The 22,182-nt window shown below is 58.8% G+C and carries 18 protein-coding genes; 10 read left to right on the top strand and 8 right to left on the bottom strand.

The features are described from left to right. Positions 1–119: 119 nt before the first annotated feature. Both sfsA and ACXAIC_RS05795 read right to left on the bottom strand, forming a co-directional pair. Entirely contained in the window at positions 120–824 is a 705-nt protein-coding gene (sfsA, locus tag ACXAIC_RS05800) for a DNA/RNA nuclease SfsA (RefSeq protein ID WP_475174595.1), read from the bottom strand. Between the two features lie 49 nt (positions 825–873). Continuing rightward, positions 874–2,298, bottom strand: coding sequence for a TrkH family potassium uptake protein (locus ACXAIC_RS05795; RefSeq protein WP_475174593.1), 1,425 nt, complete (start codon positions 2,296–2,298; stop codon positions 874–876). Between the two features lie 546 nt (positions 2,299–2,844). Here ACXAIC_RS05795 and ACXAIC_RS05790 point away from each other — a divergent pair. The 5 genes from ACXAIC_RS05790 to phnE (ACXAIC_RS05770) all read left to right on the top strand — a co-directional run bounded on the left by ACXAIC_RS05790 (position 2,845) and on the right by phnE (ACXAIC_RS05770) (position 8,976). After that, the gene (locus ACXAIC_RS05790) at positions 2,845–5,001 is read left to right on the top strand and encodes a putative bifunctional diguanylate cyclase/phosphodiesterase (RefSeq protein ID WP_475174592.1); all 2,157 of its coding nucleotides are present in this window, start codon (positions 2,845–2,847) and stop codon (positions 4,999–5,001) included. Between the two features lie 305 nt (positions 5,002–5,306). Further along, positions 5,307–6,128, top strand: a complete 822-nt coding sequence (phnC, locus tag ACXAIC_RS05785; RefSeq protein WP_475174590.1) for a phosphonate ABC transporter ATP-binding protein — start codon at positions 5,307–5,309, stop codon at positions 6,126–6,128. 87 nt (positions 6,129–6,215) lie between these two features. Then, on the top strand, positions 6,216–7,127 hold the full coding sequence (gene phnD / locus ACXAIC_RS05780) for a phosphonate ABC transporter substrate-binding protein (RefSeq protein WP_475174588.1): 912 nt from the start codon (positions 6,216–6,218) through the stop codon (positions 7,125–7,127). Positions 7,128–7,198: 71 nt separating this feature from the next. Further along, positions 7,199–8,113 carry a phosphonate ABC transporter, permease protein PhnE gene (gene phnE / locus ACXAIC_RS05775; RefSeq protein WP_475174585.1) on the top strand — a complete coding sequence of 305 codons (915 nt, stop codon included), beginning with the start codon at positions 7,199–7,201 and terminating at the stop codon, positions 8,111–8,113. Further along, positions 8,110–8,976: a phosphonate ABC transporter, permease protein PhnE gene (gene phnE / locus ACXAIC_RS05770; protein ID WP_475174583.1), complete on the top strand. Its 867-nt coding sequence runs from the start codon at positions 8,110–8,112 to the stop codon at positions 8,974–8,976. Before phnE (ACXAIC_RS05775) ends, phnE (ACXAIC_RS05770) begins: the two co-directional genes overlap by 4 nt. An 82-nt stretch (positions 8,977–9,058) precedes the next feature. On the opposite strand, the gene ACXAIC_RS05765 is transcribed toward phnE (ACXAIC_RS05770), so the two are convergent. The 6 genes from ACXAIC_RS05765 to ACXAIC_RS05740 form a co-directional block, all read right to left on the bottom strand. After that, positions 9,059–10,234: an alpha-D-ribose 1-methylphosphonate 5-triphosphate diphosphatase gene (locus tag ACXAIC_RS05765; protein WP_475174581.1), complete on the bottom strand. Its 1,176-nt coding sequence runs from the start codon at positions 10,232–10,234 to the stop codon at positions 9,059–9,061. A gap of 179 nt (positions 10,235–10,413) precedes the next feature. After that, positions 10,414–11,238, bottom strand: a complete 825-nt coding sequence (locus ACXAIC_RS05760) for a phosphodiesterase (RefSeq protein ID WP_475174578.1) — start codon at positions 11,236–11,238, stop codon at positions 10,414–10,416. Between the two features lie 77 nt (positions 11,239–11,315). Beyond that, positions 11,316–12,578: an ABC transporter substrate-binding protein gene (locus ACXAIC_RS05755; RefSeq protein WP_475174575.1), complete on the bottom strand. Its 1,263-nt coding sequence runs from the start codon at positions 12,576–12,578 to the stop codon at positions 11,316–11,318. Between the two features lie 121 nt (positions 12,579–12,699). Then, a complete protein-coding gene (locus tag ACXAIC_RS05750; protein ID WP_475174615.1) occupies positions 12,700–13,596 on the bottom strand; it encodes a carbohydrate ABC transporter permease in 897 nt (298 codons plus the stop codon). Between the two features lie 35 nt (positions 13,597–13,631). Then, the gene (locus tag ACXAIC_RS05745; protein WP_475174573.1) at positions 13,632–14,552 is read right to left on the bottom strand and encodes a carbohydrate ABC transporter permease; all 921 of its coding nucleotides are present in this window, start codon (positions 14,550–14,552) and stop codon (positions 13,632–13,634) included. After that, positions 14,552–15,655 carry an ABC transporter ATP-binding protein gene (locus ACXAIC_RS05740; protein WP_475174613.1) on the bottom strand — a complete coding sequence of 368 codons (1,104 nt, stop codon included), beginning with the start codon at positions 15,653–15,655 and terminating at the stop codon, positions 14,552–14,554. The genes ACXAIC_RS05745 and ACXAIC_RS05740 overlap by 1 nt, the downstream gene beginning before the upstream one ends. 178 nt (positions 15,656–15,833) lie before the next feature. Between ACXAIC_RS05740 and ACXAIC_RS05735 the strand changes: the two genes are divergently transcribed. From ACXAIC_RS05735 to ACXAIC_RS05715, 5 genes are all read left to right on the top strand, one after another. After that, a complete protein-coding gene (locus tag ACXAIC_RS05735; protein WP_475174570.1) occupies positions 15,834–16,235 on the top strand; it encodes a LysR family transcriptional regulator in 402 nt (133 codons plus the stop codon). Then, a complete protein-coding gene (locus ACXAIC_RS05730) occupies positions 16,154–16,723 on the top strand; it encodes a LysR family transcriptional regulator substrate-binding protein (protein ID WP_475174568.1) in 570 nt (189 codons plus the stop codon). Before ACXAIC_RS05735 ends, ACXAIC_RS05730 begins: the two co-directional genes overlap by 82 nt. Before the next feature lie 375 nt (positions 16,724–17,098). Further along, positions 17,099–18,463, top strand: a complete 1,365-nt coding sequence (locus ACXAIC_RS05725) for a TolC family outer membrane protein (RefSeq protein WP_475174566.1) — start codon at positions 17,099–17,101, stop codon at positions 18,461–18,463. Between the two features lie 185 nt (positions 18,464–18,648). Continuing rightward, the gene (locus ACXAIC_RS05720) at positions 18,649–20,865 is read left to right on the top strand and encodes a type I secretion system permease/ATPase (protein ID WP_475174564.1); all 2,217 of its coding nucleotides are present in this window, start codon (positions 18,649–18,651) and stop codon (positions 20,863–20,865) included. Next, positions 20,862–22,175, top strand: coding sequence for an HlyD family type I secretion periplasmic adaptor subunit (locus ACXAIC_RS05715; protein WP_475174562.1), 1,314 nt, complete (start codon positions 20,862–20,864; stop codon positions 22,173–22,175). The genes ACXAIC_RS05720 and ACXAIC_RS05715 overlap by 4 nt, the downstream gene beginning before the upstream one ends. Positions 22,176–22,182 lie beyond the last annotated feature (7 nt).

Raw genomic sequence — 22,182 nt, 5'->3', positions numbered from 1 at the left:
GTCACTCTCCTTTTATGCCTCTTGGGGCGTGTGCTACGACCCCGCATCATAGGCTCAGGAGAGTGGCCGCCGGAATGACGCTATGTATAAATTCAAAATCGCGGTCCCGGCCGTTTGCCTCAGATTACAATCGTGACCGGCCGGACAGCATCGATCCCGTCAAGGCGCACGTCACAGCCAATGGCATAGGCTCGCACCCCTGCCGCCCGGGCAGAGGCAAAGGCCTCAGCATAAACCGGGTCGATATCGCCCGCCAGGCTGATCTGGTCACAATCTGGCCGCTGAACGAGAAATACCATGGCCGCCTGATGGCCTTCGGTCACCATGTCCGACAATTCAACGAGATGCTTGGCCCCGCGGGCTGTCACGCTGTCGGGAAATTCGGCCAGTCCCGGCTCGCGCATCAGATGGGCATTTTTCACCTCCACATAGGTCTTGCGCCCGTCAACATCCTCCAGCAGAAAATCGATGCGGGAATTCTTGCCGTATTTGACCTCCCGGCGCAGGGAGGCAAAGCCGGTCAGTCCCTCGATCCGCCCGTCTTGCAATGCCTCTTCCACCAGCTTGTTGGGGTGGGCCGTGCTGATCCCCACAAGAGCGTCATCGACCTCGGCCACTTCCCAGGAATATTTCAGCTTGCGGGCCGGATTGTCCGAACGGGAGAGCCAGACCCTCATGCCCGGCTCTTTGAGCCCGAGCATGGACCCCGGATTGGCACAATGGGCTGTGACCTCTTCCCCGCCAGAATCCAGGATCACATCCGCCAGAAAACGCTTGTAGCGTTTCACAAGACGGCCACTGATGAGAGGCGCGGAAAATTGCATGGCGTTTCCCAAGTCCCATTCTTTAGAGAATACAGATTTGACAGCCGGTTTATTTGGACCAGAAATCCGGGTCGAGCAGAACCAGCACGGTGAAGAGTTCGAGACGGCCGACCAGCATGGCAAAGGAGAGCAGCCATTTGGCACCATCGGGCAAAGGTGCGAAATGACCGGCAGGGCCTATCATCGGCCCAAGGCCCGGCCCGACATTGCCGACGGAGGTGGCCGCCGCCGAAATCGCCGTGACCAGATCCAAGTCAAAGAAGGACAGTGCCACGGTGATAATGCCGACCGATCCCATATAGACCACCAGAAAGGCCAGAACCGAGAAGGACAGTTCCGGCGTCAGCCGGGTGCCTGCATATTCTTCCGACACGATCCGGTGCGGACGCACCATCCGGCGCAAATGAGCGCGCACTGTTCCAAAAAAGACCAGAAAACGGAAAATCTTGATGCCGCCGGTGGTCGATCCGGTGCAGCCACCGACAAACATCAGCAGCAAGGTGATGCCCACGACAGGTGCGCCCCACTGGGAGAAGTCCCCAAGCGCATATCCTGTGCCGGTGACGATGGAGACCACGTTGAATGTCGCCCGCAGCAGAGCCTCGTCAAAGGCAAAATGCATTTTGACCCCTAGATACACCGTAAGGGTCAGCGAGACGAGCAGCAGGAACCCGAGCAAGGCCCGCACCTGCGGGTCCCGCCACAATTGCAGCGGATGACCGCGCAGGGCCTGAATGATCAACACGAACGGCAAGGCGCCGATGATCATGAAGACAATGGCAACCCAGCCCGATGCAGGGTTCTTGAAATAGCCGAAGGACAAGTCATGGGTGGAATAGCCGCCGGTCGCAATCGTCGTCAGCGCATGGTTGAAGGCATCGAACAGCTCCATGCCCGTGGCCAGATAGGCAGCAATACATAGAACGGTCAAAAACAGATACGCAAGGCCGATCAGCCGGATCAGTTCAACGGAGCGGCTGACGATTTTCTCCGACCGGTCCGAACTTTCACTTTGAAACAGCTGCATTCCGCCGATCCGCAGGAACGGCAGCAAAACGATGGCCATGACGATGATCCCGACGCCGCCCATCCATTGCAGCATGGACCGCCAGACGAGCAGGCCGGGCGGCAATCCGTCGAGTCCGGTCAGAACGGTGGACCCGGTGGTCGTAAAGCCGGACACTGCCTCGAACACCGCATCCGCATAGCCAATGCCGAGCCACAAGAACGGCAGCGCACCGAAGGCGGGCAAGGTGGCCCAGGCAAGTGTGGTGAGAATGAAGGTCTGGCGCGTGTCGAGCCCATCCCGCAAAGCGCCCCCCACCGCAATCGACAGCAGCATGCCGACCATGCCCGTCAGAAGGGCGGAAAAGACAAAGGCCTGCCAGTCAGCATTTTTCTGGGCAACATCGACAACCGCCGGAATGAGCATGGCGGCCGCAAGACCGACATACAGAAATCCGAGAACGTTCAATACTGGTCTGATGGAAATCAAGCAGAACTCGCCCCGAATACTGTTGTAAAAATCAGGCGGACATCCTTCCAGGACCCCGGCTCATGGTCCTAGCGCTTTTCGGCCCGTTTTCCAATGGCCTCCCGGCCCCTTCCCCCCAAGTTAGCGGGTGTCCCTGCCAAATTAGGTACGCAGGCACCGGTCCGGAAAGACAAAATGTCCAAAAATCCGGTTCAGTCAGACAAAATCCGGACCGGCTCTTCCATTTTCAGCACTTTCGCCCTCGTCAGCAGGCAAAACCCGCCCCCCGAGAACAGGATAAACAACTAAAAACGCTGCGTAATATAGAGTTCCTCAGTATAAAGACGCAGCGTTTAAGTCACTAAAGAAACCGTATTCATATATATGAAACAATTCAGAAACCCGCACATGTAAAAATAGAAAAAATCAAGAAAATAACCAAAATTCTGAAATTTTGTTCAGGGATTCGTAGTAAATTTTTACTACTCTTGGATGCATAAGAAAAAACACGCCCAACAGCCGAATGAAGGAATTGGTGCGATCAATATGCTTGGATTACAGTCTCTGGCCTTCCGAACCAGTGTTGTTTTGTCGGCTCTGGTCCTGTTCAGCATTGGCCTGATCGCGGCGGTCGGCTATGTGGAAATTTCAAGCAGCAGCCAGAAGACGGCCAAGTTCCGCCTCGACCTGATCTCCCGCGTCTCCGTCTCCCTGCTGACACAGACCAGCACCTCCCCCTTCCGCACACAGTATGATTCAGAAGGTCATCCGCGGTCCTTGCGCATTGCAAATACCCGCAAATCAGACGCCTTCCGCCCGGATTCGAAAAAGATCGGACAGCTGCGCACCCTTGCAAGCGCAATCGAGGGCACGGCCCGGCTGTTCAAGTGGACCAGCAGCCATACAACTTTCACAACGGTGGCAACCAGTCTGGCCGGCCCACCCGGCAACCAGATGATGTCCGGGTCCATCACGTCAGGGCATCCTGCCTATACCGCCCTTCTGGCCGGTCAGCCCTATCTGGGCAAGATGCCGGTTGACGGCCATCAGCGGCTCGCATTTCTCATTCCCGTCCTCACAGATGAGGGCGAATTGCTTGGCGCAGTGGAAGCCGATGCCGGCTGGGTGGACGATCTGGCCGAGACCGAACAGCGGCACCATATGCGGATCGTGGCTGCTGCCATTCTGATCATTGCTTCCTTCGTGCTGCTTGCCGGTCTTTATCTGCGCTTTGAGCTGTACCCGATCCGGCAGCTGGCCCGCAATGCGGATAACCTGGCCAACGGCAACCAGCCCGAGCGCATCCCCTATTGCGACCGGCGGGACGAAATCGGCGATCTGGCCCATGGGCTGGAGCGGGTGACCGTGCTGCAGGATAAACTTCACAAGCTAGCCTACACAGACCCAGTGACAACGGCCGGAAACCGCACCCGCTATTTTTCCGACCTCAACAAGCTGATGCAGCAGGCCCGCAATGGCGATAGCTGCGGGTCGCTGGTTCATTTGGATTTCAAGGGTTTTGCCAAGATCAACGACACATTCGGCCACCATGTCGGCAACCGGGTCCTGATCCTTGCCTATGCGCGCCTGGCCCGGGTCTTCGGTCCGGCTGCAAAGATCTCCCGCATCTCCGGCGACGACTTCTGCATTCTTCTGCCCGATGACGAAGACGGCAATGCAGCCGAAGAATGCGCCAAGCGCGCGGTCGCGGCCCTGACAACACCGTTCAACATCACGGAAGGCGAAATCCGGGTGGAGCCCAGCATCGGCATTGCCCTGCTGCCCCGTGATGCCCAGGATGCGGAGAACGCCCACCGGGTGGCCGGGCTTGCCCTCAGAGCCGCGAAAGACCTGAGCGGCAGCCGCTATGTTTTCTTCTCCGCACCGCTCAACGAGCGCGTCCAGACCGAGATGTTGACGGAAACCCTGCTGCGCAGCGCCCTGAAAACCAAATTGCTCGCCCTGCACTACCAGCCCCAGATCTGTCCTGTCAGCCACAAACTGATCGGCCTGGAGGCTCTTGTGCGCTGGCCAAGCGAAAAGCGCGGTTTTATTCCGCCTTCCGAATTTGTGCCGATCGCTGAAAAATCCACTCTGATTCTGGAATTGGGCCACTATGTTCTGGAGTTGGCCTGTGCCCAGATCGCTCACTGGATCAGCATGGGCTTCGACTTCGGCCATGTGTCCGTCAATGTGTCGCCTCAGCAGTTCCGCCAGCCGCGTTTTGCCAAGGACGTCAAGACGGTTCTGGAAACCTACAACATTCCCCCCAGCGCCCTGTGCCTGGAAGTGACTGAAAACGTCTTTCTCGACACCAACGAGCAGCAGGTGCTCGACATTCTGTCCAAACTGCAGAAGATCGGTGTTCAGCTGTCACTGGACGATTTCGGCTCCGGCTATTCGTCCCTGATCTACCTGCACCGTCTGCCCTTCCAGGAACTGAAGATCGACCGTGCCTTTATTCAGCAGGTGGAAGGCAAACCCCAGAATACACAATTGTTCCAGGCCATTGTCGGTCTGGGCCACAGTCTTGGGCTCCGGGTGATTGCGGAAGGCGCCGAAACCGAAGACGAACTGGCCCTTGCAACGGCCAATGGCTGCAGCGCGGTCCAGGGGTTTGTTTTCAGCCCCGCCCTTCCGGCCGAGCAGCTTGAGGACCGTCTTGCGATGATCCAGACCAAGAGGAAGAAGCGCGCAGTCTGACGATAGACTTACGCGCAAGTGCGGCCCCCGGTGACCCATTTCCGCCCAACGGACATCGTTGCACCGCTTCCCCGGTCAACCTGACCGGGTCGCACGATGCTTCTAGACGTTGAACGGAAATGGGTCATCAAAAAGGTCGCGAGCAACTGCGCCATGTATAATCTGCAAATGGAAGCTTTCGCTTATTTGTTTTGTGGCAAATAAACCGGAAATCAGCGTCATAAAAAATCATAAAAGTATAATCGTATAGACATCTCTCCACGACGGTTTTTTGCTACCAGCCTCTCCGTTTCAAGGAGGGACCAATGCTGGTCATTGAACAGGTTTCGAAGGTCTTTGGAGACATGACCGCCGTGAATGCGGTCTCGCTAGCCATCCCGAAGGGGCAATTGGTTGGTGTCATCGGCCGCTCCGGCGCCGGAAAGTCCACCCTGCTCCGCATGATCAATCGGCTCACGGACCCGAGCCGGGGCACGATCATCAATGACGGGGAGGAGATTACCGCGCTGCGCGGCCGGGAGCTTCGCCTGTGGCGCGCCCGCTGCGCCATGATCTTCCAGCAGTTCAATCTGGTTGAGCGGCTGGACGTGCTGACCAATGTCATGATGGGCCGGATCGCGCATACCGGCTTTGCCCGCTCCATGTTGCGGTCCTTCACCGACACGGACCGGGCGCTGGCAATCCAGGCGCTGGACCGGCTCGGCCTCGCCCCCCAGGCCCTGCAACGGGCCGGCACTCTGTCCGGCGGCCAACAGCAGCGGGTCGCCATCGCCAAGGCTTTGGTTCAGAACCCGCGCATTATGCTGGCGGATGAACCTATCGCCTCGCTCGACCCGGCCAACGCGGCCCGCGTGATGGATGCGCTGAAGGAAATCAACCGGACAGATGGTCTGACGGTGCTGGTCAATCTGCATACGCTCGACACCGCCCGCAGCTATTGCGACCGCATCATCGCCATGCGCGCCGGTCAGGTCCATTTCGACGGCGCCCCAGGCGGGCTGACCACAGATACAGTGCGCGCAATCTACGGCACCGATGATCTGGACGGCGACATCAACGAGGCTGTCACGTCCACATCCCTCCACTCAGACCTGCCCCGGACGCAGAAACAGGCGGCCGGAGCCTAACCGCGCAAGACGCATGTACACCCTTGCGCTTCAAGCGGCTGCGGCCGCATCTACCTGCCGTTTTTGCGGCAAACAGGGAGCCCTAAGATGAAGGCCATTTTCGCAGCAGCTCTTTCCGCTGCCATTCTCGCAGCCTCCCTGGCCCTGGCCGATGGTTGGAAGGATCAGTACAAGACCCTCAAATTCGGCATTCTGTCCGGCGAAAACGAAAAAGACCGGATCGCCCGCTACACGCCGTTTGAAAAATACCTTGAAAAGGAACTCGGCGTGGATGTGGAGATCTTCACCGCCGGCTCCTATGACGGCGTCATTCAGGCCATCGCGGCCGACCAGATCGAATTCGCGTTTTTCGGCTCATCCTCCTACGCCGCCGCCTACACCGAGACCAATGGCGGCGTCATTCCGCTGCTGACCCGGCTCAACAAGGACGGGTCAACGGGCTACTATTCAGTGGTCGTGGTGCGCTGTGACAGTGGCTACAAGTCCCTGGACGACCTGAAAGGCAAGATCCACGCTTTTGCCGATCCCGACTCCACCTCCGGCTACGCGGTTCCCTATTTCAACATGGTCCAGCAAGGCTATGACCCGAAGACTTATTTCTCCGCAGTGCCTTTTTCCGGCGGCCACGAGACCGGCGTGCTGGGCGTCGTCAACAAGCAGTATGACAGCGCCTCCACCTGGCAGAACAACGCCACGGATGGCCGCTGGCAGCGCATGCTCGCCAAGGGCATGATCAAGGATGGCGAAATCTGCCCGATCTGGGAAAGCCCTGAAATCACCAGCGGCCCGTTCACGTCCCGCGCGAACCTGCCCCAGGATCTGATTGCAGACATGACTGCCGCTGTGGAAGCGATCCCGGAAAAGGATCCGGTAGCCTTCAACGCCATGCGGGGTGGCGACGACAGCCCACAAGTGGGCTGGAAGCGGGTTGACCACGAGCGCTACCAGTGGATCGTCGACATGCGTGACTGGCTGAAAAAACAGCGCCGCGGCGGCTAAGACCCTGATTCACCTCTGGCAAGAGACGCACCATGCGCCTCTTGCCCCTCCTCCGGACAACAGGTCACCCTATGACGGCCCTTTCTCCCGCACTCGAACAATTTGAGACGGACTATGCCGCTGCCCGAAAATCGGCGCTGCGCACCAGTTTGATGTCATGTCTCCTGTTTACCGCCTGTTTCCTCGGGGCGGCCTGGATCGGTGGTTTCTTCGACATGACCGACGTCACCCTGTCCAACGGGGACCGCGTGTCCATGTGGAAGATCTGGGCGGGTCTGCCAAGGCTTGGGGAATATCTCTACAAGACCTTGCCCGTGCTCAGCTGGGACAGTCTCCGGAGTGATCTGGGCGCCTGGTTCTGGCGCTGGAAGGTCTGGCTGCACCTGTTGCTCGAAACCGTGCTGATTGCCTATCTGGCCACCCTGCTCGGAGTGATCGGCGCGTTCCTGTTGAGTTTTCCGGCCTCGCGCAATCTAAGCCCCAATCTGGTCATTCTCAATCTCACCCGGCGCTATCTGGAAATCGTGCGCACGGTGCCCGATCTGGTCTGGGCGCTCATCTTTGTCTTCTGTTTCGGGGTCGGGCCACTGGCCGGTGTTCTGGCCATCGGCCTTCATTCCACCGGCACGCTTGGCAAGCTGTATTCCGAAGCCAACGAAAATGCCGATATGCGCGCCCTGGAAGGTGTGAAGGCTTCCGGCGGGTCCTGGTTCGATCAGATGCGCTACGGCATCGTGCCCCAGGTCATCCCGAACATCATCAGCTACACCCTGCTGCGCTTTGAGATCAACGTACGCTCGTCATCCATTGTCGGCTTTGTCGGCGCTGGCGGGCTCGGCCAGGAAATCCGCGTTGCCATGTCCTTGCAGGAATATACCGACCTCTCGGCCCTCTTTCTGATCATCTTCGTTACGGTGATCCTGATCGATCTGGCCAGCGAAAAGGTCCGCCACCACATCATCGGTCTGACCGGAAAGGGAGTATGACGATGACCCGGCTGACGGCTGACATCGACGCGGCAAAGAAACGCGTTCCCGGCGCCTTCAAAACCTCGCTCAGCGCACAGCTAATCCGGCTCTCGGCCTGGACCGGCTTTGCGCTCCTGACCGGTTGGTGCCTGTGGTCATTCGGCTTTTCACCGGCCCGGCTCTGGGACGGGGTGACGCGTTTCGGCAGCGTGCTTGCCTTCATGTTTCCCCCTCACCTGTGGGACCGCTGGGAAGACTGGCAGGAAGTCTTCAAAGGCCTGGGTGAGACCATCGCCATGGCCTTCATAGGCACTTTGCTGGGCGCCATCATCGCCTTCCCCCTGTCCTTTCTGGGGGCGAAAAACATCATGCCTGTGTCCTGGCTCCGACTCGGGGCCCGCCGGGGCTTTGATGCGTTGCGCGCCATTGAACAGCTGATCCTGGCTCTGATCTTCATCCGTGCCTTTGGCCTCGGCCCTCTGGCGGACATTTTGGCCATTGCCGTGTCTGAAATCGGGACGTTCTCGAAGCTCTTTTCCGAAGCCATCGAAAACACGTCCAAAAAGCCGGTGGACGGCGTGAAGGCCTCCGGTGCCGGACCGCTGCAGACCATCCGCTATGCCACGTTACCACAAGCCCTGCCCGTGATCCTGTCGGTCATTCTCTACAATTTTGAATCGAACACCCGCTCCGGCACCATTTTGGGCATTGTCGGGGCGGGCGGGATCGGCTTTTTGCTGGCGGACCGCATCAGCGCCTATAAGTGGCCGGAAGCCTGGACGATGATCTTCCTGATTATCCTGACCGTCTATCTGATTGACGGCTTTTCCGATTTCTTGCGCCGGAAGATCATCGGCAGGGATGAACGCAGCCGGGCCTGACAAGCCTCGGCAACAAGAGGGATTGCCCCTTGTGTTGAGCGGATGGCTCCCGGTCACAAACCAACCGGCTGAAAGGGGGTCTTCAGAGCACCCTTTTCCCCTGGCGCCAGGCCTGTTTGACAAAGGGATGGCTGCCCTCGACCCCCACATGCAGAAGATCTGCCCGTTTGCCCGGGGCAATCTCCCCCCGGTCGGTCAGGCCAGCCACAGCCGCCGGCGTTTTTGAGACCATGCGCAGGGCAGACGGTAAATCGTCGGCAAAGCTCTCGTCAAACCCCATATGGAAAGCGGCATCCAGCAGTGAACGAGGCACGTAGTCGGAGGCCAGAATATCCACCAGCCCTTCGGCCATCAGGTCTCTGACCGCGACATTGCCTGATTGCGAGCCCCCGCGCAGCACATTGGGTGCGCCGCCGACCACATGCATGGACTGAGCCTTGGCCTTGCGCGCTGCCTCCAGGGTGCAGGGGAATTCGGACACCGTGATCCCCTCGCCCACGGCTTCATCAATATGCTCCAGCTCCGTATCGTCGTGACTGAGCAGCGGCAAGCGTTCGGCATGGGCCAGGGCCACAATGGCCGGGCGCACCCTGGCGCTGATCTCATCGGAAAAATTCAAAAGCTCCTGCGTCGCCCGCTCGACCGTCGGGCGCGCCTCTCCCGTCTCGGCCATCCGGCGCTCGATATAGGCCTCGACATCCCGGCTCTGGCGCCGGCCCGGCAGGTGTTCCATAACGGACACCATGCGCACAATATCCTTGCCGATATTGTCTTCGGTCAGCCGGACTGTTTCCTCATCGGTGATTTCGCACCGCAAATGCACCAGGTGCTCCGATCTGAGCATTCCGGCAAACTGGGCTTGTTGCAGCGCGTCGATCATCGGGCCGAGAATTTCGCGCCGTTCCGGGTTCTTTATGGTGGCGCCAACACATAGGCTGTCAAACACGGTGGTCACACCGCTGCCAATGATCTGCGCATCATGGGCAAGGGCCGCCCGCACCGGATCCCAGCGCACATGGGCACGCGGAAAGATATGCTTTTCGAAATGGTCGGTGTGAATGTCGACCAGTCCCGGAAGCAGATAATCCCCGCCAAGGTCAATCCCCGCGCCCGGCGCGAGCCCGGTGTCGATAGAGACGATCTTGCCGCCGGAGAACGTGACATGCCCGTCCATGACCTCGTCGGCCAACACAATCCGGGCATTTTTGAGGATGATCAGGTCCTCCCCTGTAGACAACGTCTTTCCGGCGACTGTCATGGCCCACTCCAAGGCAGCGGCCCAGGCACACCGGCCAGGGCCCTTCGGTCCAAATTCAGCAAAGAAGCCTTCTACCCGCTGCTGCCCGGCGATTTGTGACAATTTGGGCAAGAGAGTGTGACAATTCACAGCCCTTATCCGGGGGAAAGCGTCTGAAGAGTCACATGAGCGTAAGCGGCCTACCGAACCATGGTCAACCGGTTCCAGTCCGCATAGTCGGGAGATCCTTCCCGGCGGATCTCACCCTGATAGCCGAATTCGATCAAATGCACCATCACCGAAGCGTCTCCTGCCAGAATGACAGAGTAGCTCTCCGGCAGATCCGACGCACTCAGATTGCGCTCATTGCCAAAATCCGGCCAGCCGGCATGGTTGGTCCCCCTTGGGGCGCTGAACGGCACCCCGTGAAAGGAGCCCGACAGGGGCAAATGACAATGGCCATGGAACAGATGCCGGATGCGCGTCCGGTAGCGGCCAATCAGCGCTCCGAAGGCTTCAGCATCCTGCAACATGATCTTGTCCATGGGGGCAATGCCGGTCGGCACCGGATTGTGATGCATGAACAAAAACACATCGCCGCTGGAGGCAGCCAGCTGCGCCTCAAGCCAGCCCAGCCGGGTTTGACAATAGAATCCGGCATGGGAGTTGGGGCCCCAGGTGTCCAGAAAAAGTGCCTGGCCTTGGGATAGTTCCAGAGCGGATTGCACAAACCCGTTGACATCCGCAAGTTCGGGAAAGACGGACAGGAACACATCCCGTTCATCGTGATTGCCAATGCACAGCTGCACCGGTACCGGAACGGCGGCGATCAGATCCTTCAGCCGGAGATAATCCTCCCGGTCCCCCCAGTCCGACAAGTCCCCGGTGATGACGAGGGCCTCCGCATCCGGGTGATGGGCGAGCGCGTGGGCCAATGCCGCTTTGAAATTCGCCTCCGGATCCCGCCCCCCAATGGTGTCGCCCGGTTTTGTCAGGTGAATATCCGTAAGCTGGAGAAGCTTCATGTCTTCCTCCCTTCTTCTTTATGAAAACCGCTGCCCGCACGGACGGGCAGCGGTCTGAGTGCGGTGATAAGGACGGCTTAGTTGCCGGACGGCAGCAAGTCGCTGACTTCTTCGGAAAGCTCGTCCTGAAGGGCGGGCATGTCGTCGTATTCTCCGGTCACAATGCCTTCGATGCCGTCATAGATGACCTGGGTGATGGCAAGGCCATTGTCCCCCGGATAGGCCTGCCAGTCGCGCAGCAGCGGCAATTCACGCACGGCCGTTTCCTTGTTCGGGTTCTTCTTGTAGAAATCCGCCAGGATCACCTCGTTGGCCGCCTTGTTCGGCGGCATGTAGCCGGTCGTGCGGGCGACTTCGGCAGCCCCTTCGCCGGAGGTGATGAATTTCAGCCACTTCCAGGACGCATCCAGCACTTTCGGATCATCGCTCGCCGACACCAGCATGGCGGCATTGCCGCCCGCCGGCAGGCCTTTCGGACCGCTGGCCACAAAGCCCGGATACTCATTGGTTTTCAGATCAAACGGGCCTTTGGAGCGCTCAACGGCTCCCAGGGCAGAGGTGGACCAGTACATCATGCCGATCTCACCGGCAGAAAAGGACGCAAGCGCCGCTTTCCATTCGATGTTCTGCATCTTGCAGCCCCGGAACAGGGACTTCATGGTCTCAAGCGACTTCAGACCTTCCGGCGACGCAATCTGAAACTTGCCGTTTTCCATAGTCGGCTTGTCCTGGGACCACATCAGAGCCTGCAGGAACCAGTTGCCGGTGATGTTCCAGCCCCAGAACATCGGGTTCTTCACGCCCGCCTCATGCAGCTTGCCACAAACTCCGATCACGTCATCCCAGGTTTTGGGCAGCTGATCCGTCGATGTGATCCCGGCCTTGGCCATCAGATCCATGTTGTAATAGCCTACCGGCAGGGACACGGAGAACGGCAGGCCGTAGATCTTGCCGTTGAACGTGCTGAGCGACAGCATGGCATCGTGATAGCCGTCTTTGGCAAAGTCTTCCTCTTTCACGATGAACGGTTCCAGGGATCTGGCAATACCCTTGTCCACCAGAATGGCCTGGCGGTTGAGGCCCTGCATGGTCACATCCGGCAAGGTGCCGGCCACGGCTTCGCGCAGGATCGTGTTGGTGCCGTCCTCATAGGATTCGTAGGTCGCCCGGAACTTGATCTCGATATTCGGATACTGCTCCTTGAATTTCGGCAGGATCTTTTCGTAAGTCACATCGAAAAGATGGCTGTAAGGATATGCAAACTCGACGGTAACCGGGTCTTCTGCCCGGGCTGCCGTTACCGACAGCAGCAGCGCTATTGCAGTGAGGGTCTTTTTCATGGAACTCTCCATATGTTGCCATGGGACCGGCAGGTCGCCAAACATGTCCGGTCCCGAGTGATCCCCGTTGCGGGATCTCGGTGATGGGACCGCCGCAAGGCGGTCCCGCAAACTGGCCGGGTCATTTCATGCCCGACAGGGTGATGCCTTCGATGAAGCGCCTCTGGGCTACCAGAAACGCAGCGATCAAGGGGGTCACGATGATCGTGGCAGAGGCCATCATCGGCCCGAAATTGTCGCCATCCGCATCGCCCTTGAATTCCCGCAGACCCAGGGGCGGCGTGAACAGGGAGCGATCGCCAGTGACCACGATGCGCGGCCAGAAATAGTCGTTCCAATGGGCGACCACCGAGAAGATCGCAAAGGCCAGAAGCGCGGGAACTGCAGTCGGCAGCATGACCTTCCAGATGATGGAAAATTCGCTCATGCCATCCATGCGGGCGGCGTCGATCAGATCGTCCGGAACCGTCATGAAAAACTGGCGCATCAGAAAGATGCCGAAAACCGAAATGGTCCAGGGAATGACCAGGGCCGCATAGGTGTTGGTCAGCCCGAGCTTGGCCAGCATGATATAGAGCGGCAGCGCGATGGCATGGACCGGGATCAACAGGCAGAACAGCACCAGTCCGAACACTGCCTCCCGGCCCCAGAAGCGCAGCTTGGCAAGCGCATAGGCACAGGGAAGCGCGACCAGAACCTGCAGGAAGAAGATCGAGGCGGTCACCACCACCCCGTTGAAGAGGTAGCGCAGAAGCGGTGCCTTCTGAAAGGCGGTGGTATAGTTGTAGACGACCGGCGTCACCATGCAGTCGGCGGCCGCCTTGCCCAGCGCAACGCAGTACTCATCCCGGAAGGGCGCCTGGGAGCCGAAAAATCCGCCTGTGTTCTGCAGGATTTCCGCAGGGCTTTTGAAGCTGTAGCTCAGCATCACGTAAAACGGCAGAAGCACGATCAGGCTGCCCAGGATCAGCACCACATGTTTCAAGGTTTCGGTTGCCGAGAACCGGAAGGACGGCATGCTTGCTGCATGATGTACTGGAAGAACTGTCTCGCTCATGTGTAATGCACCCTGCGTTCGACCAGCCAGCGCTGGAGCACTGTCAGCAACATGACAAAGCCCAGGAAAACCACGGTGATCGCTGCACCAATGCCCATGAGGTTCTGCTGGATCGCCTTTTCATAGATTGCGAACATCATCACATAGACGGATTTGGAGGGGCCGCCGCCTTGCGGATAGAATGCTTCCACCGTGTCAAACACCTGGAAGGACCGGATCAACGATATGGTGACAACAAAGACAGTGGTCGGCCCCAGCATCGGCCAGGTGACCAGCCGGAACCGGTCCCAGGCGGATTGGGCGCCATCCATCTCCGCGGCGTGGTAAAGCTCGCGCGGAACGGATGTGAGCCCGGCCAGATAGAGCACCATGTTAAAGCCGAAGCCCTGCCAGACCCCGATAAAGGCGACCGTCCAGATGGCGTAATGCCGATCGGTCAGCCACAAGGGAAAGCCCTGCGCGCAGCTGCCGGCATACCAGCTCCAGCTTTCCAGAAACGAGCCACAGCCCCGGGCCAGCGTGGCATTGACGATGCCGATGGTCGGATGAAGGGCAAATTCCCATACAATTGCCATGGCGATCAGCGCCGCCATCACAGGCAGAAAATAAATGGTCTTGTAGAGGTCGCCGAAGCGCTTCGTTGACTTGATCAGAAGGGCTGCACCCAGGCCCAGCCCGACCGACAGCGGCACCACCACAAACACATAGCGGAACGTGGCTCCGAACATCTTTTCATAGGTCGATCGGGTGAAGATCTTTTCGTAATTCTCCAGTCCGACAAAGGCGGCGCCAGGGTTGCCAAGGCTGTAATTGGTGAAACTGAGAACACCAGCCACCGCAACCGGTACCAGCAGGATCAGCACCATGAGCAGCAGCGCAGGTGCCACAAACCAGTAAGGGGCTCTGCTCGGCTGCATCACGCCACCTCGGCCACAGTACCGGACGAGGCCTTGCTCAAGCCGATCCGCTTGCCGTCCCTGCCGAACACGAGAGCCTGGCCTGGAACCCGCTGGACCTGGACGGACTGACCCAAAGAAACCGCGAGTCCTTCGGCCGGGGTCACCCGGACCACCAGCCGGTTCCCTCCGTCAAGCACCGCCACATGAAGATAAATATCCGCGCCAAGATTTTCTTTGTGCACAACCTTGCCGCCAAGACTGTCGGGAGCATCTTGCGCGCACAGCACCAGATGCTCCGGCCGCAAGCCGATGCTCACGTCCCCGGCATCTCCGGCGCCGCCCGCACCGGCAATCCGCGACAGAACGATGCCCGCACATTGCGCCACCCCCCCGGCATCAAGTCTGCCCCGCAGCAGATTGATCTTCGGCGCCCCGACAAACTCCGCCACCCGCAAATCTTGCGGATCGTTGTAAATCTCTTCCGGCGTGCCGAGCTGTAAAATGTCCCCGCTCATCATCACCGCCATGCGGTCGGACATGGTCAGCGCCTCCGCCTGATCATGGGTCACATAAACAAAGGTCGCCTTCAGGCTGCGGTGTAGTTCGGCAAGCTCCGCGCGCATGTGAATACGCAAGGCGGCATCCAGATTGGACAGGGGCTCATCCATCAGGAAGGCGGCCGGCTTGCGCACCATGGCCCGGCCGAGCGCAGCCCGCTGCCGCTGCCCCCCGGAGAGCTGGCCCGGCTTGCGTGTCAGAAGATGGTCGATTTTCAGGATTTCCGCCGTCTCCCGCACCTGAGAGCGGATCGTTTCATGGCCGGACCGCGCCAGCAGCGGCCCCACAAGCGGCAGACGCCCCCAATAGGACAGGTCCCGCAGCCGCAACGGCGTCATCATGTTCTCGGCAACAGTCAGATGCGGATAAAGCGCATAGGACTGAAACACCATTGCCAGGTTCCGCCGGGCCGGCCGCACCTCATTGACCACCTGCCCACCAATGGACACCGTGCCGGAAGTCGGCGCTTCCAGCCCCGCCAGAATGCGCAGCAATGTCGACTTGCCGCATCCGGATGGGCCGACAAGTGTCAGGAATTCGCCACCTGAAATCTCCAGGTCAATCCCGTTTAGGACCGGCGTCGTTCCGAAGCTCTTTTCATCCCTGACAAGGATATTGCACTCATGAGCTGCTCCCGTGTTCTGGGAAGGAGCCTATTGAGGCAGATTGAACCGTCTATGACGTTATATAAGCGTCGCTAATGGCATTTAAGGTTCGGCAGCTCTTCGACATGGAACTGTCATGAACACCGCCCCAAGCCCCTATCAAATCAAGGCCTTTACCTATACGGCCCGCGAAGGCAGCTTTTCAGAGGCTGCAAAAACGCTTGGCGTCAGCCAGTCTTCTGTCACCCAGCACATTGCCAAGCTGGAAAGCCTGATGGGCACACAATTGTTCATCCGCCGTCGCGGCGGGCTGGAGTTGACCCGGGCCGCCAAGGAACTCTTCGCCATTTCCGACCGGCTTGCCACCCTGGAACAGCTCATAAACGAGAAGATCGGCGACTATGGCGCCCTGACCGACGGTCATATCCGGCTGATCGCCAATGCCCCCGCCCCGCCATGCCGATCATCACAGAATATGGCAAACGCTTTCCAAGTGTGCAGATCGACTTCACACTCTATGACTGGACCTCGGCCATGACCCTTGTGGCCGAACGGCAGGTCGACACTGCCATCATCACCGAGCCGGAGTCCCGCAGCACCTTGTTCACCCACGAGGTCCGGCGCAGCCGCTACAAGGCCCATATGCGCAAGGACCACCCCCTTGCGGGCCGGTCCTGCCTGTCCTTGCGCGATCTGCAATCGGAAACCCTGGTTTTGCCGGAGGATGGCTCACTGACCCAGAAAATTGCCCGCGCCAAGATGCGCGATCATGGCCTGGCCTTCCCGCGCATCCTGCGCACCACCACTTTTCCCATGGTGAAAGAGGCAATCTTGCACGATCTGGGCATCGGCCTGCTCTTGGAAAACAGCCTCTTTCCCTCCGAGATGATCAGTGCGGTTTCCGTCGACGAGATGCCCGAGGACTACCGGGATTTCATCGCCATTCCGGCTGACAAACGCGAGCTTCGCCTGATCCGGAGCTTCCTGGATGTGGCGATTGAGGTGCGGGCTGGAGGCGGCTTCTAGCAAGGCCCGGTGAACTCGCGCCCAACCGCCACGCTTTCACCACATTAACGTCAAGTTCAACGACCTAAGATAAATGTTTAAAAACAAAGATAGGCATTTGGATTTAAAGCCGAAAGTAATTGATTCGGAAACGAGGCTTTCCCGACCCCGCTCAAAGGGGCCGAATTCAGGCATTTAATGGCCACATTTTATACCGTAACGTAAATGGAATATTTACGATTAAGCGATATTTATCAATAGCTTATGAAGAATTCGTTGCCCAGCCGCAACACTTGCAGCCTTTAGAAGTTACAATTTGAAACATACGCTTTGGAATACACCAAAAGCTATGTAGTGTGCTGCGGAATATGTACAAAATCAGTGGCCTTTTCGTCTATGCGTATTATTTCTGCCTTCCTGTTAAGTGTGTGTTTGGTTGACGCGTCTGCTGCGGCCGACCTCAGACAAATTGTCCAAGAAGCCGTGTCCACCAATCCGGAAATTCTGGAATCTGCGGCCAATCGACGCGCGCGTGACCACGAATACCGGCGTGCGCAAGGGGCGTTTTTACCCACCCTGGACCTGTCGGCCGAAATCGGTCCGGAGCGCCTCGACCAGCCCAACTCCCTGGAAGCCGACGAAAACGACACCTGGAAATTCTCCAAGGAATTTACAGTTACTGTAAGACAATTGCTGTTTGACGGATTTTCCTCCGTCAACGAGGTCTACCGCCAGAGCGCCCGAGTAGATGGCGCCGCCTTGCGGGTGATGGAACGCTCAGAAGCGGTCGCACTGGATGCAGTGGAAGCCTATATCGACGTTCTTAGAAACACCGCCATCCTGTCCAAGGCCCGTATGAACGTCCAGAAGCACCGGCGGATCTATTCAGACGTGCGCACCCGCTTTGACGGCGGCGAAACCGGAGCCGCAGACCTGGCACAGGCTCGCGAGCGGGTTGCGGCCTCCGAAGTCATTGTGTCGGAAGTGCAGCAGTCCCTGCTCGATACGATTGCCAAATATGAACGGGTCGTCGGCAAGAAGCCAGCCTCGCTGGCACCTGCCAAACCCGCCAGCCTGCCGGCTGCCTCGGTCAACCAGCTGGTGGATGCTGCTGCCCGCGTCCACCCGACGATCCGGGCCGCCATGGCGGATGCAGACGCGGCAAAATTCGAATTTGAATCCACCAAGGGCAATTTCCTGCCCGAAGTCTCCCTGCAGGGTCAGGCAACCGTTGGTGACGACGTGGGCGGCATCGAAGGCCGCAACAACGAATATTCCGGCAAGCTGCAGTTTTCCTGGAACATTTTCAATGGCGGCCGCGACAGCGCCTTTACCCGGGAAACGGGCGAGCGCCTTGCGGAGGCCCAGATCCGTGTGGATAAGGTGCGCCGCGAGCTGAAAGAAGGCATCGAGCGGTCCCATGCAGCTGTCACCACCACGACCGACAGGATCAGAGCCCTGCGGGATCAGCTGGACGCCAACCGTCAGGTGGTGGAAGGCTACCGTCAGGAATATGATATCGGCCAGCGGTCTTTGCTGGATGTGCTCAATGCGGAGAACGCTCTCTTTAACAGTGAAATCGAATTGATTTCAGTGCGCGCCATCTACGCCTTCTCCACCTATCAGCTCCGGGCGACCTCCGGAAACCTTCTTGCCTATCTCAATGTGACCGCTCCGGTCGAAGCAACAGAGGGAAAACGCGAAGCGGCCTCCATTCTGCCTTCGAACCCGCTCAACCTTGAGCCGTTACGTAAATTCTAACAATTTCCATGTATTTTTGGTTTGCCGAACCTTAGGCAAGCTCATACTTTATTTCCACGCATCGCAGCTGGGAATTGCCGCAAAGGACCTCTATGGCGTTTGCCACCGGACATTTCTTGAACCGGACCTAGGGGAATTTTGCGGCAGATCCGTTGCGGTGCATCATTCTGTGGCCCACGCAAGATATGCTTCAGCAAAGCTCTGACGAGACGCCCAAGACGGATACCGCCCAGCCGCCTGCCCAGGTGGACAGCGACCCTCTGGCCGCGTGCCTGAAATATGCCGCCCGGATACACGGGCTTCATGTGACGGATGCAGTTTTGTGGTCCGGCCTGCCCCAGGACGGCACCCGGCTGTCCATGGATCTCCTCGACCGCGCGGCCCGGAATTGCGGCCTCACCGTTCTTCCGGAAAAAATGGAGCTGACGGCCCTGCCCCAGGCGGCGCTGCCCTGCATCCTGACAATGAAGGATGACGAGATGCTGGTCCTGACCGGCATGGACAACCAAACCGGAACGCTCGAGCTGGTCGATCCGCTCCAGTCGCCAGAGGCACGGCCCCGCGCACTTGCGGACATCCAGTCCAGTTTCAGCGGTTATGTGATTTTTCTTCGGCCAACGGACGACACGGCCGGGCACAGCGAAAAGACCCTGAGCCCCCGGGGACACTGGTTCTGGAGCACGGTGTCCGGCTTTTGGCGCGACTATATCCATGTCGCCATCGCAGCCCTGCTGATCAATCTGCTTGCCCTCGCATCCCCGCTCTTCACAATGAATGTCTACGACCGGGTGGTGCCGAATTTCGCCATTCCGACCCTGTGGGCGCTCGCCATCGGCGTTGTACTGACCCTCATTTTCGATTTCATCTTGAAGGTCGCGCGCGGACAGATCATCAATGTCGCAGGCAAGCAGGCGGACACGGCCCTGGCGGGCAAGATCTTTTCCCATGCACTGGCCATTGATTTTGAGAAACGCCCGGTCAGTTCAGGGCAATTCGCCAATCATATCCGCGAATTCGAGACGGTGCGCGAATTCATCACCTCGTCTTCGCTGGTCTCGCTCATCGACGTGTGTTTCATTGGCATCTTCGTCGCGGTCTTGTTCCTTCTGGTCGGCCCCATTGCCGTCGTTCCCCTGGCGGCCGTGCCCATCGTTCTGGTCATCAGCCTGTTCGTGCAGGCGCCCCTCTCCGGCGCCATCGAGCAGTCCCACCGGGAAAGTGCGATCCGCCACTCCATCCTGGTGGAAAGCATTGCCAATCTGGACACGGTCCGGGCCCTGAATGCTGAAGGGCGGATGCAGACCAAGTGGGAACGCTCTGTCGCCGCCAGCAGCGCTGCAATCATGAAGGGCCGGTTCTGGGCGCTCCTGGCCCAGTCGGGAACCGGTCTGGTCCAGGCCTCAGTCTCCATCGTGATCATCGTGTGGGGGGTCTATCTGATCCAGGCAGGAACGATCAGTATGGGCGCTCTGATCGCCGCCATGATGCTATCCGGGCGGGTGCTGGCTCCGCTTGCAAACGTCGCCGGTACGCTCACCCGCCTGCGCCAGACCCTGCATTCCTACAAGATGCTGAACGACATCATGTCGACCGAAACGGAGCGCAAACCGGGCCGGACCTATATCAACAAGCGCATTGCGACGGGGTCAATTGAGGTCAAGGGCGTAAGCTTCCGCTATCCGGGCGCGGAAGATGACAGCCTGAAAAACATCTCTTTCAAAGTCTCGCCCGGAGAAACGGTCGGGCTGATCGGCCGGGTCGGGTCCGGCAAGAGCACCATCGGCCGCCTTCTGTGCGGGCTCTACTATCCCACAAACGGCACCGTCCTGATCGACGGGACGGACACCCGCCAGTTCGATCCGGCGGACTTAAGAACCAATGTGGGTTATCTGTCCCAGGACAATGTGCTTTTCAGCGGCACCGTGCGCGACAATATCAGCGCCGGAGACCCGTTTGCCGACGATGAGGCACTGCTGGAAGCAGCCAGAATTGGAGGTGTTGAGGATTTCGTGGCCCAGCATCCGCTCGGCTATGATCTTCAGGTTGGTGAAGGCGGCCGGTTCCTGTCCGGCGGCCAGAAACAGGCCGTTGCCCTGGCCCGTATGCTGCTGCGCAGGCCGAAGATCCTGTTCCTTGACGAGCCGTCCAGCCACCTGGACCTAGCGTCTGAACGCCGGCTGATTTCCCGGCTGATGGCCTATAATTCTCCGGACACAACCGTCATCATCAGCACCCACCGCATGAGCCTTGTGGAACTGACCGACCGGTTGATCACGCTGGATTTCGGCAAACTCGCGCTGGACGGCGCCAGACAGGAGGTTCTGCAGAAGTTACAGGATCTGGGAGCCGTTCACTCCGCTGCACAGCAGGTGCCGCATGTGACCAAAGGAAGCGGCCCATGAACTCCGGCAGCTGGACCTATGCAAATGACCTGCGGGATGTCATTCGGACACGCCCTCCCAGATTTGCGGCAAATGTGATCCTGATCGCCCTCATTCTGCTCGTCACCGCCTTTGTCTGGGCCTCCTTCGCAACGATTGAGGAAGTCACCCGGGGCGATGGCCGCGTTGTCCCGTCAAGGCAGATCCAGGTGGTCCAGGCTCCTGAGCGCGGGATCGTGGAAAAGCTGTTTGTGCAGGAAGGGGACATTATTGAAGAGGGCCAGCCGCTGATCGAAATCGACGACACGGCTTTTTCTTCGCAGCTTGGCGAAATCCGCCAACGCCGCTGGGCGCTTATGGCCCGCGTGGCCCGGCTGGATTCCGAAGCCGATCGAAAGCCGCTCTCCTTTCCGGAGACCCTGAAAGCCGAAGCGCCCGGATTGATCGAAGAGGAAAGAAACGTCTACCGGGACAAACAGGCAAACCTGCAAAACGAATTGCGCGTTCTCAAAACTCAGGCCGCCCAGCGTGAACAGGAATATCTGGAACTTCTGGCCAAGCAGCAGAAGCTTGAAAACGTGAATGCGATCCTGGAACGGGAAGTTGAAATCAAGCAGAGCCTTTATGACCGCAAGGTCCTTCCCGAAATTGAATTCCTGCAGTTGCAGCGTGAACTGACGGAAAGCGAGGGGGAGCTGGCCATCACCAAAGCCTCTGTCCAGCGGGCTCTCGCCGCACAGCAGGAAGCCGAAGAACGCTCCAGCAGCGCGATCGCCACCTTCGTGTCAGAGGCCAGCCAGCAACTTGCGGAAGCCAACGGCGAATTGGGCGTGATCAACGAAACCTTGAAAGGGGCTGCAGACAAGGTCCGCCGCACCGAGCTGGTGTCTCCGGTCAAGGGGATCATTAACCGGCTCAACATCACAACCATCGGCGCCGTCGTGCAGCCAGCCGCCGATCTGGTGGAGATCGTCCCGCTTGAGGACACGCTGCTGATCGAGGCGCAGATCCGGCCCAAAGACGTCGCCTTCCTGCATCCCGGTCAGGCAGCGCAGGTGAAAATCACCGCCTATGACTTTTCCGTATATGGCGGCCTGGAGGGCAAGCTTGAGCGGATCAGCGCCGACACGACAGAAGATGAAGAGGGCAACCGCTTCTTCCGTGTCACGATCCGGACCGATAAAAATTTTCTTGGACCGGACACCGATCCTTTACCAATTATACCAGGAATGGTGGCCTCGGTTGATATATTAACCGGTGAGAAAACCGTCCTCGATTACATCTTGAAGCCAATCAAGAAAGTTCGGGACGAAGCCCTCCGGGAGCGCTAACCGTCTC

This window comes from Roseibium sp. AWQ4_254 (assembly GCF_056161025.1).
Note: the sequence above shows the minus strand (reverse complement) of the source record. Positions and strands in the feature narration are given on the sequence as shown.

What these genes read in the sequence shown, in the direction of transcription:
- ACXAIC_RS05760 (WP_475174578.1), bottom strand. Translation starts at nt 11,238, where the DNA reads ATGAAGCTTCTCCAGCTTACGGATATTCACCTGACAAAACCGGGCGAC.
- sfsA (WP_475174595.1), bottom strand. Translation starts at nt 824, where the DNA reads ATGCAATTTTCCGCGCCTCTCATCAGTGGCCGTCTTGTGAAACGCTAC.
- ACXAIC_RS05720 (WP_475174564.1), top strand. Translation starts at nt 18,649, where the DNA reads ATGCTTCAGCAAAGCTCTGACGAGACGCCCAAGACGGATACCGCCCAG.
- ACXAIC_RS05745 (WP_475174573.1), bottom strand. Translation starts at nt 14,552, where the DNA reads ATGCAGCCGAGCAGAGCCCCTTACTGGTTTGTGGCACCTGCGCTGCTG.
- ACXAIC_RS05730 (WP_475174568.1), top strand. Translation starts at nt 16,154, where the DNA reads ATGCCGATCATCACAGAATATGGCAAACGCTTTCCAAGTGTGCAGATC.
- phnE (WP_475174585.1), top strand. Translation starts at nt 7,199, where the DNA reads ATGACGGCCCTTTCTCCCGCACTCGAACAATTTGAGACGGACTATGCC.
- phnE (WP_475174583.1), top strand. Translation starts at nt 8,110, where the DNA reads ATGACGATGACCCGGCTGACGGCTGACATCGACGCGGCAAAGAAACGC.
- ACXAIC_RS05735 (WP_475174570.1), top strand. Translation starts at nt 15,834, where the DNA reads ATGAACACCGCCCCAAGCCCCTATCAAATCAAGGCCTTTACCTATACG.
- ACXAIC_RS05755 (WP_475174575.1), bottom strand. Translation starts at nt 12,578, where the DNA reads ATGAAAAAGACCCTCACTGCAATAGCGCTGCTGCTGTCGGTAACGGCA.
- ACXAIC_RS05790 (WP_475174592.1), top strand. Translation starts at nt 2,845, where the DNA reads ATGCTTGGATTACAGTCTCTGGCCTTCCGAACCAGTGTTGTTTTGTCG.
- ACXAIC_RS05765 (WP_475174581.1), bottom strand. Translation starts at nt 10,234, where the DNA reads ATGACAGTCGCCGGAAAGACGTTGTCTACAGGGGAGGACCTGATCATC.
- ACXAIC_RS05750 (WP_475174615.1), bottom strand. Translation starts at nt 13,596, where the DNA reads ATGCCGTCCTTCCGGTTCTCGGCAACCGAAACCTTGAAACATGTGGTG.
- ACXAIC_RS05715 (WP_475174562.1), top strand. Translation starts at nt 20,862, where the DNA reads ATGAACTCCGGCAGCTGGACCTATGCAAATGACCTGCGGGATGTCATT.
- phnD (WP_475174588.1), top strand. Translation starts at nt 6,216, where the DNA reads ATGAAGGCCATTTTCGCAGCAGCTCTTTCCGCTGCCATTCTCGCAGCC.
- phnC (WP_475174590.1), top strand. Translation starts at nt 5,307, where the DNA reads ATGCTGGTCATTGAACAGGTTTCGAAGGTCTTTGGAGACATGACCGCC.
- ACXAIC_RS05725 (WP_475174566.1), top strand. Translation starts at nt 17,099, where the DNA reads ATGCGTATTATTTCTGCCTTCCTGTTAAGTGTGTGTTTGGTTGACGCG.